The organism is Salinimicrobium sp. WS361, assembly GCF_050750585.1.
In the GTDB taxonomy this organism is placed as follows: Bacteria; Bacteroidota; Bacteroidia; order Flavobacteriales; family Flavobacteriaceae; genus Salinimicrobium.
In genome coordinates this window covers 53,486-67,792 of sequence record NZ_JBOJLM010000017.1, presented here as the reverse complement: position 1 = coordinate 67,792, position 14,307 = coordinate 53,486, and the positions used below count along the sequence as shown (strand labels likewise).

12 protein-coding genes and 1 pseudogene are annotated in these 14,307 nt (G+C 41.2%); 8 read left to right on the top strand and 5 right to left on the bottom strand.

Going from position 1 to position 14,307, the window contains the following annotated elements:
* Positions 1-139: 139 nt before the first annotated feature.
* The 6 genes from ACQ93I_RS14635 (at position 140) to ACQ93I_RS14610 (ending at position 6,401) form a co-directional block, all read left to right on the top strand.
* Positions 140-502: a four helix bundle protein gene (locus ACQ93I_RS14635; RefSeq protein WP_431699147.1), complete on the top strand. Its 363-nt coding sequence runs from the start codon at positions 140-142 to the stop codon at positions 500-502.
* 255 nt (positions 503-757) lie between these two features.
* Positions 758-2,146, top strand: a complete 1,389-nt coding sequence (locus ACQ93I_RS14630) for an exopolysaccharide biosynthesis polyprenyl glycosylphosphotransferase (RefSeq protein WP_431699146.1) — start codon at positions 758-760, stop codon at positions 2,144-2,146.
* Between the two features lie 51 nt (positions 2,147-2,197).
* Positions 2,198-2,764, top strand: a complete 567-nt coding sequence (locus ACQ93I_RS14625; protein ID WP_431699145.1) for a Crp/Fnr family transcriptional regulator — start codon at positions 2,198-2,200, stop codon at positions 2,762-2,764.
* A gap of 90 nt (positions 2,765-2,854) precedes the next feature.
* On the top strand, positions 2,855-4,228 hold the full coding sequence (locus tag ACQ93I_RS14620; RefSeq protein ID WP_431699143.1) for a TolC family protein: 1,374 nt from the start codon (positions 2,855-2,857) through the stop codon (positions 4,226-4,228).
* An 18-nt stretch (positions 4,229-4,246) separates the two neighbouring features.
* Entirely contained in the window at positions 4,247-5,206 is a 960-nt protein-coding gene (locus ACQ93I_RS14615) for an HlyD family secretion protein (RefSeq protein ID WP_431699142.1), read from the top strand.
* Between the two features lies 1 nt (position 5,207).
* Positions 5,208-6,401 (top strand): ABC transporter permease, encoded by a 1,194-nt coding sequence (locus tag ACQ93I_RS14610; RefSeq protein ID WP_431699140.1) that lies wholly within the window; start codon positions 5,208-5,210, stop codon positions 6,399-6,401.
* Between the two features lie 56 nt (positions 6,402-6,457).
* Here ACQ93I_RS14610 and lnt read toward each other — a convergent pair whose 3' ends face one another.
* A complete protein-coding gene (lnt, locus tag ACQ93I_RS14605; RefSeq protein WP_431699139.1) occupies positions 6,458-8,047 on the bottom strand; it encodes an apolipoprotein N-acyltransferase in 1,590 nt (529 codons plus the stop codon).
* A 166-nt stretch (positions 8,048-8,213) separates the two neighbouring features.
* On the opposite strand from lnt, the gene ACQ93I_RS14600 reads away from it, so the two are divergent.
* Complete coding sequence (locus ACQ93I_RS14600; RefSeq protein WP_431699138.1) at positions 8,214-8,987, top strand: CDP-alcohol phosphatidyltransferase family protein; 774 nt, start codon at positions 8,214-8,216, stop codon at positions 8,985-8,987.
* Positions 8,988-9,728: 741 nt separating this feature from the next.
* Positions 9,729-10,163: pseudogene (tnpA, locus tag ACQ93I_RS14595) on the top strand (IS200/IS605 family transposase).
* Between the two features lie 903 nt (positions 10,164-11,066).
* Here tnpA and lptB read toward each other — a convergent pair.
* From lptB to ACQ93I_RS14575, 4 genes are all read right to left on the bottom strand, one after another.
* Entirely contained in the window at positions 11,067-11,807 is a 741-nt protein-coding gene (lptB, locus tag ACQ93I_RS14590) for an LPS export ABC transporter ATP-binding protein (RefSeq protein ID WP_431699137.1), read from the bottom strand.
* 276 nt (positions 11,808-12,083) lie between these two features.
* Complete coding sequence (locus tag ACQ93I_RS14585) at positions 12,084-12,431, bottom strand: carboxymuconolactone decarboxylase family protein (protein WP_431699136.1); 348 nt, start codon at positions 12,429-12,431, stop codon at positions 12,084-12,086.
* Positions 12,428-13,261 (bottom strand): twin-arginine translocase subunit TatC, encoded by an 834-nt coding sequence (gene tatC / locus ACQ93I_RS14580; protein ID WP_345598056.1) that lies wholly within the window; start codon positions 13,259-13,261, stop codon positions 12,428-12,430. Before tatC ends, ACQ93I_RS14585 begins: the two co-directional genes overlap by 4 nt.
* Position 13,262: 1 nt before the next feature.
* Positions 13,263-14,228: a KpsF/GutQ family sugar-phosphate isomerase gene (locus ACQ93I_RS14575; protein ID WP_345598058.1), complete on the bottom strand. Its 966-nt coding sequence runs from the start codon at positions 14,226-14,228 to the stop codon at positions 13,263-13,265.
* Positions 14,229-14,307: the final 79 nt, after the last annotated feature.

Here is a 14,307-nt window from a genome sequence, read left to right as displayed (position 1 = left end):
TCTCAGTTGTGAGTTCTCAGTTGTGAGTTCTCAGTTGTGAGTTCTCAGTTGTGAGTTCTCAGTTCTAAAAACTTCGCTTCGCTCAGTTTTCTTAAATTAAATTCAAGGTTCTAAAACCGCCAACCAACAACCGAAAAACATGAAAAGCTACAAAGATCTCGACATTTACAATTTGGCTTTTGCCTATGCTATTGAAGTACATAAAGTTTCGCTGAAATTGCCAAAGTTTGAACTTTACGAACAGGGGAGTCAGGTGAGGCGATCTTCGAAGAGTGTAAAAGATAATATTGTAGAAGGATATGGTAGAAGAGCCTATAAACAGGATTTCATCAAATACCTTATCTACAGCCATGCCTCTCTTCTTGAATGTTTGTCTCAGCTGGAGATGATCGATGAGCTTTATGAGATCTCTGAAGTTAAGGATCTTAGAAGCAGGTATGATTTACTGGGAGGTAAGATATTTTCTTTCATCCAATACGTTGAGAAGAACTGGAAAAGTTGAAAATCAGTTTTTAATTATGCATTGTCATTTTTGCTTCCTTTAAACCGACAACCGACAACCGACAACCGACAACCGACAACCGACAACCGACAACCGACAACCGACAACCGACAACCGACAACCGACAACCGACAACCGACAACCGACAACCGACAACCAAAGGGGAGATTGAAAATTTTATTTGATTGAAAAAGTTAAAGGTAATAGATAAGCTCCATATAAGACTTATGTATATTTACCCGGTAAAATATTTACATGCCTCATAAAAACAAAATGCATTTCGAGATCTCCGAGCGCAAAATCTTTCTGCGTACTTTCGATATCCTTTGGGTGCTTTTGGCATTATACGTTGTAGGAATTCTTTTTCGGGTAGAATACTTCAATATTGAGCTGGGGTCCTGGCATTGGGCTATAGTGCTGGCCATCTACTTGAACCTGTTTTGCGGCATTTTTGAACTCTATGATCTGCAAAAGGCAAGTAGCTACTATAGAGTACTCAAAAATGTAGTTCTAGCGACTTGGGCCGTGGTATTGTTGTACTTGATGACTCCTGTTTTTACACCCGTACTACCCGACAACCGCTTACAAATTCTGTATTTTTTTCTTACAATTTGTTTTACCCTGCTGCTGTGGCGGTTCTCCTACATTGCGCTTATTTCTACGCCCAGGTTTTATCGAAGGGTTTTAATTATTGGCGAACCATTGGAAGTTGAACTCGTAGCCCTGCACCTGCAGCGGTCCGATCCCAATTACAATATTGTGGGGCTGGTGAATCCCGGTGGTGGTGATGTGATTAATTCTGAAAAATTGGGCTTAGAAGATTTTTCAGGAACCAACCTCTCAGAAATTGTACGGGAGCAGAATATTGATGAGATCCTCATTTCTGATGTCAGTTCTACGGCCGAAGGATTTTATAGTCAGGTTCTTATTCTTCTCAAAAATGGCTTTCCGGTGAAAGATTTTAATGAGGTGTATGAAGATAAAACTCACAGGATCCCGGTACAACATATTGAACGTAACTTTTACCAGTTCTTTCCTCTAAGCCGCAGTAACGATAATAAATTTTACCTGTTTTTTCACAGGCTTTTTGATATCCTTGTTTCTATCATTGGGATTATTATAGGCGCCCTTTTGTTGCCTTTTATTTACTTCGGAAATATGATAGCAAACAAAGGCTCATTGTTTTACCAGCAGGAAAGGATTGGCAGGAGTGGTGAAACGTTCAAAATACTGAAGTTTCGTACCATGCGCTATAATGCTGAACCTGATGGGGCCGTGTGGGCCACAAAGAATGATGTGCGTATTACCCGCTTCGGAAAATTTCTTCGGCGTTCAAGACTGGATGAATTTCCGCAGTTCTACAATATTTTGAAAGGGGAAATGAGCCTTATAGGCCCCCGACCTGAAAGACCTGTATTTGTAAAAGAATTATCTGAATTAATACCCTTTTACGATACCCGCCATTTCATCAAACCTGGTCTCACCGGCTGGGCACAGGTGATGACCGATTATGCCGACAGCCACGCCGATAGCCTGGAAAAGCTGCAGTATGATCTTTATTATATCAAGCACCGTAATATCTTTCTCGATATTACCATTCTTACTAAAACGCTCAGTACGGTTATATTTTTCAGAGGACAATGATCTTCTTAAAATATTGAATTGAGAGCGAATTTGAATAGCGCACAATAGTTTATGAAATTAGCTGAATTCCTACATACTCTAGTCGATTTTTCTGAAGAGGAACTTGAAGATATCCTGTCTCATTTTGAGAGGAAAGAGGTGTCAAAGAATGAGATACTGGTGGAACAGGGCAAAATATGCCGAAATTTATATTTCGTTGAAAAAGGAATAGCCAGAAATTATTATCTCAATAGCGACGGCAAAGAGATCACGCAGTTGTTCTTTGGAGAAGGCAGGTTCATGTCAAGTTTGGAGAGTTTTTTTCAGGAGAGCCCCAGTACCTATTATCTTGAAATTCTCGAAGATTCTGTAATTTTGTCTATCACCAAAGAGCAGTTGGACCTCCTTTTTGACAGGTACCATAAAATGGAAAGGTTGGGGCGGCTTTTGGCTACTGAAATGCTCACTAAATTAGTTCATAAAATCAATGCCATACAGTTCCAGTCCGCCCGGGAAAGATATGACTTCATGCTCTCAGAATATCCCGATATTACTTACCGTGTACCGCTGGGACTCATTGCTTCTTACCTGGGAATGTCCCAGGAAACCTTAAGCCGCATCAGGAAAAGAAAGTTATAACCTCTTCTTATGCTATTCGCTTTTTGATTTAGGTCAAAAGAAAGACCGCTCTTGAGCCGGATCTTTGCACCCTAATTTAAAGAACTAAGAATGCAAAGAAAAAGGATAGGTGTAAGTGCTTTTTTTATATTCCTCATGGGGTTACTTCCCACTCCAGGTAGTGCCCAACAATTGGAACCACAGCTGATGGAACTAATTGAAAAAGGCCTGAACAAAAACCATGAACTTAATCAAAATGAGATAGAGGCCCAACAGGCCGTAATTGATCAAAAACTTGCCAGATCGGTATTTCTTCCCAAGATCACTGTCAATGGAAATTACACCAGACTTGATGATGACCTCAGATTTGACAGCGATACCGAGACTTTGCTCCTGGGAACTCAAAAGTTACTTATAAAAGAAGCCGTGGGGCTACCGTTTAATGCTGGTTTTCCTGAGGGACTTCCGGTAAAGGAGGTTCCTGCCATTCAGCAGAAGAACATTTTAAAATCTTCAGTAGATGTCGACTGGGTCTTATTTAGTGGCTTTCAGGCTTCAGGCGCACTTAAAGCCAGTAAACATAAGGAAGCATCTATAAATTTTGCAGGCTCAGCCCTTCAGGATAAAATAGCTCTTAAAATCATTGAGACCTATGATCAACTGGCGTTGGTGAACGCTTCAGAAAAAGTTTTAAAGACTTCCGAAGAATATCTTGCACAACAAAACCTGTATGTTAACAAAGCTATTGAGAATGGTCTGGCCACCCCTATAGAACGCAAGAAGATCGAACTCGCAAAACAACAACTTATAGGTAAACAGCTGGAATTTGAACAAAACCGCACTTTGCTTCTGGAGGTCTTACAGCAGTTAACGGGTGTTAATACGGAACAATTAATAATGCTTACTCCACAACTTGTGCCCTTTAATGTGGTGAAAGAAGAACCTGTAGAAAAAAGGGATGAAGTTAAAGCCCTGGAAGAAGCTGAAAAAGCCAGCCTTAGCAAAGCGAAAATGGAAAGAAATAATTTCATTCCCAAGTTAGCTTTAAAAGGACATTATGAGTTATTGGAAGATGACCTTTCTCTTCTAGATCCACGATGGTACGTAGGGGTAGGGGTGAAGTGGAATCTTTTCGACGGGAACCAGGCTAACCTTAAAAGTAAGCAGTCAAAATTTGAAGCTCTTAAATACAGGGAAAAGCTGAAGGAGGCTGAAGAAATGATTGCTCTCTCTATTACTAAAGCAGAACTCAACCTTGCAGCTGCCCGGCAGAACACGCAAATCGTACAAAAGGAGATCGACCTTGCCGCAGAAACTTATGAAATGGTGAACAAGCAGTACCGCAATGATCTTGCATCGGTTAGCGATGTACTTGATGCCCTCAGAGACCTTGAACAGGCAGGATTTCACCTACAGGAATCTATTTTTAAGGAGCGAAGGGCAATGATTGATCTCCGTCACGCCAAAGGTCAGCTGGAATACTAAAAAAATAAAAAAGAAACAATGAACTTATATAGTAGAATTATTGTGAGCATTATCGCTGTTATCAGCCTTGGTTCCTGTAACAATGATGAGAGAATCCCGGCACTTAGAGGGAAAGTGAAATTTGAAACCATTGCTGTTAGCGGTAAACTTCCCGGCAGGATCATAGAGATTTCTGTGGAAGAAGGCCAGGAAGTAAAAAAAGGAGATACCCTGGCATTCATTGATATTCCTGAAGTGAATGCAAAGATGAAGCAAGCCGAAGGTGCTGTTACAGCAGCCCGGGGTCAACTGGATATGGCGTTTAATGGAGCGACTTTAGAGCAACTTGAGCAAATTGAAGGACAGCTCAATGCAGGTAAGGCACAACTTGATTTTGCAAAGGAATCTTTTAAAAGGATTGAGGCCATGTACCAGGATTCTTTGGTAAGCAGGCAACAATATGATGAAGTGAAAATGAAGCTGGGAATGGCCCGGGCACAGGTAGATGCCCTGCAGGCAAAACAGCAGGAAGTAGAAAAAGGTGCCCGCACAGAGCAAATCAACCAGGCACAGGGACAGTTAGACAGGGCATTGGGATCAAAAGAAGAGGTGATGAGTGCATCTATGGAGCAATACCTCATTGCACCCAAAGATATGACCATTGAAACTGTGAGTTTAAGTGAAGGAGAATTACTTACTCCAGGCTACCCATTATTCAACGGGTACGAAAAAAATAGTATGTATTTTAGGTTTAGTATCCCCGAATCCCAGGTCTATGACTTTAAAGTGGGAGATGTTTTAACGGTAGTCAATCCATACACCAAAGAAGAAATATCCTCACGTCTTGTTGCGGTGAAACAGCTTGCACACTACTCAGATATTTCAAGTACAGCACCAATGTATCAACTATCGGAGCCGGTATATGAATTAAAACTGGTTCCTGAAAGTACTGCGGCCGCAAACTATTTTATGAACAGCACCATCATATTAAAACACTAAAATGAAGGATTTTAAGAGATTGCTAAAAATAGAATTCCGGCGCATATTTTCAAACAAAGTGCTTCTTGCCATCTTTTTTGGGGCTCCTGTGCTGTACGGATTTTTACTCGGTTATGTTTATAGCCAGGCTAAAGTGATCAACCTTCCCATTATCATAGTAGATGAAGATCATTCCCCGGTTAGCGATAGGCTCATAGATGCCTTTGAAGATAATGAGGCCATAAAGGTGAGCGATGTAAGATATACCCCCGGAAAGATTCAAAGTGAAATGCCTTTAAATGAATATATTGCTGTAGTGAATATCCCAAAAGGCTTTGAAGCTGCAATCCTGCAAAAAAGGCATCCTGAAGTTAGGGTAGATCTCAATATGGTGAATATTCTTAATGCCAATACCGCAAGTAAGAATATTCAGGCGGTTCTAATGACCATGAATGCGGGTGTAGAGATTGAGGGTTTGAAAAAACTGGGAATGCCACCCGCTCAGGCTCTTGAAGCTTATGAGAGCTTCAGCATCAACTTTAATAAGATGTACAATGCTACCGGGAATTATCTCACTTTTATGCTCCCGGGACTATTGGCGGCCATTATGCAGCAAGTAATATTTTTAGCTTTAGCCCTGGTTTTTGCGAGAGATTTTGAAGATGGATATTTTCGTGAACTTGCCGGCAGGCATAAATGGGCATTTTATCATATTGTTCTAAAGGCTGTTCCTTTCCTGATCCTGATTCCTTTTATGTGGGCTGTAGTTAGTCAATTTCTGCCTTACTTCAGGATAGAGGCGGAGATCTTCAGTATCCCCATGCTAATCTTAACCACTTTATTGACCCTGGCTTCAATGGGAATTGGAATGTTGTTCTCAATTGTATTTCCTAACCAGTTGAAGGCTACAGAACTTCTTATGGTGATCTCTACACCTGCATTTATTTTAAGCGGCTTTACCTGGCCTTCTTTGGCAATGCCCCCTGCAATAACTGCTTTTGCTGAAATTATTCCCGTTACTCATTTTTTGAATGGATTCCGGAAGGTGGCTTTCTACGGCGGCGGAATATCCTCCATCTCCCATGAAATCTTTATGTTGCTCCTGATCTTTACAGGAAGCCTGTTTACAATGCTTGTTCTTTTACAGCTGAAGATTAAAAAAAGCAGGAAGAATACTTTCGTTACCTCTGAAGAAAATATTCCCGGCGAGAATTAAATTATTTGTAATAAAAGATTCCTGCATGCCGGAAGTATTAATTCTACTGCAGGTGTTTATTTGCGTGATCTCTTCCAGGGTATAACAGCAAACAGAAAAATAAACAATGCAAGGAACAGGGAGACCCTGGCGATGTAGTCTCCAAAGCGGCTGTAAAAGGTGAGCCGGTCGTTGAGAGTTACTTCCCCGCGAAGAGCTCCCTGTTCTTCATATCCTAAGGTTGAAGTGATTTCGCCTTTTTCGTTGATAAAAGCTGAAATTCCCGTGTTGGCACTTCTGGCAATGGCTCTCCTGTTTTCAATAGCTCGCAACCGGGCATAACTAAGGTGTTGTTTGTGTCCCTGGGTGTTGCCCCACCATGCATCATTAGTGATAATAGCTAAAAAGTCGGCCCCTTCTCTAACGTAGCCGGTCACAAAATCTCCATAAACTGACTCATAGCAAATTATTGGCCCCACTTCTTCAGAAGTAGGGATTTCAAAAGTGGCCCTTTTCTCCTGCGTGGTTTTCATAGCGACTGTACCACCCAGGTCTATCATAACATTTCCAAGGAGAGGCCTTAAAACCTCCTGATATGGGAAATTCTCTACGCCAACCACAAGTTTCGATTTGTGATAAAAATGCACTGAATCATTCGCAGAGATCATAAAAGCTGAATTATAATCGTCATACCAGTCATTTGGTCCTAACTGGTTGGTTTGCTCCCGTACCCTTCCCGGATCATTGAACCTCTCGTACATGGAAATACCACTCAAAAATGACATTTTTGGATGCTCATTTACAAACCGGCTTGTAAAGAAATTGGCTTCAGAATCTTCAAAGCGGCTCAAAACCGTTCCGTAGGCGAAAACAGTTTCAGGTGCTATGACTATTTTTGTTTCGGGAGTGACTGCCTCTTCAGCAAGATCGGTAAGTAACTGCCCTATGCGGACATCTGAAGTAAAATATTTCTCTGTATAAGGGTTGATGTTGGGTTGTAAAACAACAGCTTCAATAGTTTCTTCACTCTCTTCATAATTCCATAAGATCACATACGAGATCAAAATAGGAAGAAGAATAAGGAGTCCGTTTTTGAACAGTCCGCGATAAAGGATTTCTTTTGCTTTGTGCTCTTTGTAAAGCAGCAACATCTTCAGGAGTGCGATATTTGTGAGCCACACCCATAGTGTTCCTCCAAAAGTTCCTGTAAATTCATACCACTGTATCCAGTGAGGAAATTCAGAAAAAGCATTACCAAGATTGAGCCATGGCCATGAAAATTCCCAGTTGAGGTGCAGGTACTCAAAACATATCCAGATACTTATAAGAAAAGAAGAAGAAGCCTTGAAATTTACCCTTTTTGCCACTATATGGAACAGTAGGAACACCAGCGACATGAGTAGGGAGTTTACCGTGATGGCAAAAATGCCTCCAAAAGGAGTGGAAAAGTAGAGCCAGTAGGTAGTAACTAAATTCCAGATAATGAAGCTCAGGTAGGAAAGGCCAAAGATCTTCCATTTCCTGTTATGTGCCTGCTTGATCCTGATGCTGTGTTCTGCGTAAAGCAAAGGCACGAAAGCAAAGAACAACAGCAGGGGGAAACCATAAGTAGGCCAGGCTAAGGCCAGTAAAATTCCGGAAAGTAAAGCGTACAGGAAGTTTTTCATATCTTGGTGTAGAAGACAAATTTAAACAATTAGCAATTACCAGTAAACCATGAAAAGCTGCAGAGTGGATGGAAATACTGGGGCAGTGAATTTGTTAAATTGGAACACAACCGGCAGCCCATAAAGGGCAACAGGATTTTTACTATTTTTACAGAAAACAAGCCCTATGAGCATAACCAGACATATTCCTAACGCCATAACATTGGTCAATCTTTTTAGTGGCAGCATTGCGGCAATATTTGCTGTACAGGGAGACCTGGTGATGGCTGCGATCTTTGTGGCCCTGGGTATCTTTTTTGATTTTTTTGACGGACTTGCTGCACGACTCCTCAATGTGAAATCGGAACTGGGATTACAACTCGATTCCCTTGCCGATATGGTTACCAGCGGATTGGTGCCGGGGATTGTAATGTTTCAGTTGTTTAGACAGGCCCTGCCCGGAGCAGCGGCGCAATCTACCGACTGGACAGCGGGGCACGACCTGATGGAATGGAATTTTCCGGCTCTCGCTCTGCTAGGGTTGCTTGTTACCCTCGCGTCTGGCTATAGATTGGCAAAGTTCAATATTGACGAGCGGCAAACCGATTCCTTTATTGGCCTTCCCACACCGGCAAATGCCTTACTGATATTGAGTCTGCCGCTGATCCTTATTTTTCAGCCACAGCCATTTTTGGTAGATATAATTTTAAATCCCTGGTTTCTTGCTATTTTGACCTTGTTCAGCTGTTTTATGCTGAATGCCGAGGTTCCTTTATTTGCCTTAAAATTCAGTAGCTGGGGCTTTGCCGAAAATAAAATCCGTTACCTGTTCCTTATCTTTTGTGTAGTCCTGCTGATACTTCTTCAATTCGCGGCTATCCCGGTGATAATTTTGAGTTATGTGGTGATCTCAATGATCACTAATAAAAATGATGATGAGAGGCTGGTGGAGAGAACTTAGGTTGTGGTGTAGACTGTAGACTGTAGTCTGTAGTCTGTAGTGGAGCATATGTCAATTAGCAGAATTTTCACGAAGGGAAGAAGGACAAATATTTTTCAGAAATTTATTCTGCTTTGGAATAAACCCACCTTTCGTCCCTACGGGACATTTTATTCATGGGAGAACCTTTTACCTATAGTTGGTCCCTACGGGACCTGGATTTATCTTACGAGTAGAAGTAAAGGTTCCGTAGGAACGCTATATAGGTAGCTCCAAATATCCATTATGAAATTCACGTCCTGTAGGGACGGCATATGAGGTGATGCCTGGAGGTTAATTTTGATTACCAATATTTTTTAAGGCATATAATAAACCCACCTTTCGTCCCTACGGGACATTTTATTCATGGGAGAGCTTTTTTACCTATAGTTGGTCCCTACGGGACCTGGATTTATCTTACGAGTAGAAGTAAAGGTCCCGTAGGGACGCTATATTGGTAGCTTCAAATATCCATTATGAAATTCACGTCCTGTAGGGACGGCATATGAGGGATGCCTGGAGGTTAATTTTAATTACCGATATTGTTTAAGGCATATAATAAACCCACCTTTCGTCCCTACGGGACATTTTATTCATAGGAGAACCTTTTACCTATAGTTGGTCCCTACGGGACCTGGATTTATTGGTCTCAGGTTAGGGTCTTAAACCCTGCAATTTTATTGCAGAACTTTAGTAGTGCGAAAAAATCTATAATTTCGTAAAATGAGTAGCACTCAGAGAAAAGGATCTCATACAGTGAGCAGATTAACCTGTCATCTTGTTTGGGTTACAAAGTACAGATATAAGGTTTTGCAAGGCGATATTCAAAAGCGTTGTAGGGAGCTTCTGATTCAAATATGTGAAGCTGAAGGAATAGAGATTCTTAAAGGAGTGGTCAGTTCTGATCATGTTCATATGCACGTAGAATATGCTCCCAAGACAAATGTTAGTTACATAGTAAAACAATTGAAAGGCAGATCTTCGCGCAAGCTGCAACAAGAATTTCCACAGCTAAAAGAGCGATATTGGGGGCAACACTTTTGAGCAAGCGGATATGGAGTTTGGAGCACGGGCAATGTCACAGATAAGATGGTCAATGACTATTTGGAACACCATCGCCGAGACAGTTCTGATAATTCCAATTTCATATTGGAATAAACTTGGGGACTTTCAGTCCCCAGTTAGAAAAACCTCTGCACTTTCAGTGCAGAGTGGTTTAGTTTACGAGAAGAAGTAAAAGTCCCGTAGGGACGCTCTATAGGTAGCTCCAAATATCATTATGAAATTCACGTCCTGTTGGGACGGCATATGAGATAATGCCTGGAGGGGAGTTTTGATTACAGATATTTTTTAAGGTATATAGTAAACCCACCTTTCGTCCCTACGGGACATTTATTCGTGGGAGAACCTTTTTACCTATAGTTGGTCCCTACGGGACCTGGATTTAACTATAAATATCAGAATATTTTCTCTCCAAAATGCCTTTTTAGACACCTTTAGAGAGTGTAAATAGAGGGAAAAGCTGGCGCGGATTAATAATCCGTGCCGGGGAATGCTGATTAGAAAACCTCAAAATATTTCCTCTTCAAAATGTCATTTTAGACCCTTCATTAAAGAAAGTGCATAGAGGGAAAAGTTAGCGCAGATTTCGAACCTCTGATTCTTGAATGTAAAATTTTGAATTGAAAGCTGGCGCGGATTAATAATCCGTGCCGGGGAATGCTGATTAAAACCATCAAAATATTTCCTCTTTAAAATGCCATTTTAGACACTTCATTAGAGAAAGTGCATAGAGAGAAAAGCTTGCGCAGATTTCGAACTTCTGATTCTTGAATCTAAAATTATGAATTGAAAGCTGGCGCGGATTTATAATCCGTGCCGGGTTATTTTGAATAAAAAACCATCAGAATATTTCCCCTCCAAAATGCCCTTTTTGACACCTGATTATAATTTAGAGATAGGAAGAATTAAATGGAGAATCGGTTATAATCGTAAATGCAGCTGGCGCGGATTTGCAATCCGTGCCGATTACAATTAACCTCAACTTTAAATAATTGACGATTACTGAAAAATTTTCTTTTTCCGGAGTTCGAAGTTCTGTCCCAGGTATACCTTGCGCACCATTTCATCTTCGGCAAGTTCTTCGGGTATTCCTGCTTTAAGGATACGTCCTTCAAACATAAGATAGGTACGATCTGTAATCGCCAGGGTTTCCTGCACGTTATGGTCGGTAATAAGAATGCCTATATTTTTATTTTTCAGTTGGGCTACAATGCGCTGAATGTCTTCCACAGCCACTGGATCTACTCCGGCAAATGGTTCATCCAGTAGAATAAAGTTGGGATCTGTGGCCAGGGCGCGGGCTATTTCGGTACGCCGTCTTTCTCCTCCACTCAATAAATCTCCGCGGCTCTTGCGGATATGTCCTAACCCAAACTCCTCGATCAAAGACTCCATCTTCATTTGCCGCTCCTTTTTAGAAAGATCGGTAAGCTCAAGAACACTCATAATATTGTCTTCAATACTCAGCTTGCGAAATACCGAGGCTTCTTGTGCCAAATAACCAATCCCGTATTGTGCCCGTTTATACATGGGGAATTTGGTGATGTTCTCCCGGTCCAGAAAGATCCTTCCGCCATTTGGCTTTATCAATCCCACGATCATATAGAAAGAAGTAGTTTTACCGGCTCCATTTGGGCCCAAAAGCCCAACAATCTCCCCCTGGTTTACTTCCAGGGAAATTCCTTTCACAACTTCACGACCTTTGTAGGATTTGACAAGACTTTCGGCGTATAACTTCATTCTTTAGATATGAGATGTTAGATATGAGATTTTAGACTTGAGTATTAGACCTTCAAATATCATGCTAATATATAAATATAAGAAAAAGTGGGCCGTGGTTAGTTCTCAGAGTCACTAAGGGGGAGATAATAGTATTCAAAACTTAAATGTAGCAGCTTTGCAATAGCATATTTTAAATATTATTCCTTTCCTCTTCCTTTGTTCTTTTTCAGAAATTACTTCGCCGTCGGGATTCTGGGAATTCTAAACCTTGAATCTTAAACTTTGAACTTTAAATTAGCTCTGGGCTTCTAACTCCTCCCAAAATTCATACGCTCTTCTTAAGTGTGGGATCACGATGGTTCCTCCCACAAGGGTGGCGATACTAAGGGCTTCCATTACTTCTTCTTTTGACAAACCTTCTTTATAGCTGGTTTCAAGGTGGTATTTGATACAATCATCACAGCGTAAAACGGCCGATGCTACCAAACCCAGCAGTTCTTTAGTCTTCACATCGAGAGCACCCGGGGCATATGCGTTGGTGTCAAGATTAAAAATACGCTTGATTACTTTATTGTTGTCGCCAAGAATTTTGTCATTCATCTTTTGGCGATATTCATTGAATTCTTCTACCTGATTTTTCATGGCTGTTGTTTTTTTAGTTTTCGTGCTTCATTTCGGGTTACAATCCGGGAAATAAAAATACTTACTTCATACAGTACCAACACCGGAATTGCAACAATGATCTGACTCAAAATATCTGGCGGGGTAATTATTGCTGAAAGGATCAACACAATTACCAGTGCAAACTTGCGATACTTTCGAAGAAATTGGGGAGTAACCAATCCTATTTTTGTGAGGAAGTAGATGATTATGGGTAGTTCAAAAATGATCCCACAGGCAACCACCGAAGAGCGTACCAGGCTTATGTAACTTCCAATGTCAAACTCATTGAGTACTACCTCACTTACCTGGTATTTTCCGAGGAAATTGATGGAAAGCGGCGTAACAAGATAATAGCCAAAAAGCACTCCCATAAAGAACAATACCGAAGAGATGAAAATAAAGCCTCTTGCTGTATTTCTTTCATTGGCATACATGGCTGGAGAGATAAATTTCCAGAACTCATATATAATGTATGGAAAAGCGATAATAAATCCCGCAGTGATCGAGGTCCATACGTGGGCAGAGAACTGTCCGCCCATGGTTCTCGATTGTATGGTGAAGGGCATATCTTCAAAACAAAATCCGCCTTCGAGTCCTACAAACGTAGAGAGGCGACAAAGAATGTCATAAGTAAGGAAATCGGCACTAGTAGGGCCAAAGAGTAAGGTGTCAAAAATGAATCCTTTGGCCAGGAAAGCTGCCGTGCCCGCAATTACCACTGCCAAAGACGCCCTGATGAGGTGCCAGCGCAGGTCCTCCAGGTGATCCAAAAATGACATTTCATCGGCAGGTTTTTTTACTTTTGCCATTCTAAATAATTCCTTCCCTTATTAAGTTGTGCAAGTGCACTACCCCGTAATATTTTCCGTCTTTTACAGCCAGGAGCTGGGATATTTTGTTGTCTTCGAGCACGTCTAGCGCATCTACAGCCATAGAATCACTCTCGATGGTCTTTGGATTGGCGCTCATAATGTCTCCTGCGGTTAGTTTAGAGATGTCTGTACTCTTTTGAAGCATACGTCTTATGTCACCGTCAGTTACTATTCCGGTAATTTTGTCATCCTGAAGAACAGCAGTGACACCAAGCATTTTTTCAGAAATTTCAATGATCACCTGTGGCACGGGCGTGTTGGGAGTAACTGCGGGCTTTTGATTCTGATCGGCAATATCGCTCACCCTTAGGTAAAGTCGTTTTCCTAAAGAACCTCCCGGGTGGTATTTTGCGAAATCCTGACTTGAGAACCCTCTGAGGTTCAGCAGGCAAACGGCAAGAGCATCGCCAATTACAAGCTGAGCAGTGGTGCTGGTAGTAGGTGCAAGATTGTTGGGGCAGGCTTCCTTTTCAACAAAAGAATTGAGAATATAGTCTGCTTGTTTTCCCAAAAATGAGTCGATACTCCCTGTTATTGCTATCAGGGGGTTTCCAAAGTTTTTTATGAGCGGGACGAGTACTTTTATTTCGGGAGTGTTTCCACTTTTTGAGATGCAAATAACCACATCGTCCTGAAGTATAGACCCTAAATCGCCGTGAATGGCATCGGCAGCATGCATAAAAACTGCCGGCGTGCCAGTAGAATTTAAGGTAGCAACGATCTTTGTGGCAATAGCGGCACTTTTTCCTATTCCGGTAATTACTACCCTTCCTTTTGATTTATATACTGCCTGCACAGCTTTAGCAAAATTTTGGTCTAATAATTGCTCTAAATTTGCTATAGCTTTGGCTTCAGTTAAAATGGTTTCTCTGGCAACAGAGAGTATTTTTTCTTGAGGTGTCAAATTTGTAGAGTTAGAAATTGTATGGAGTAAAGAAAAACGTATCTTTATTTGATGCAAATGTATGTAAAATTGTAACACA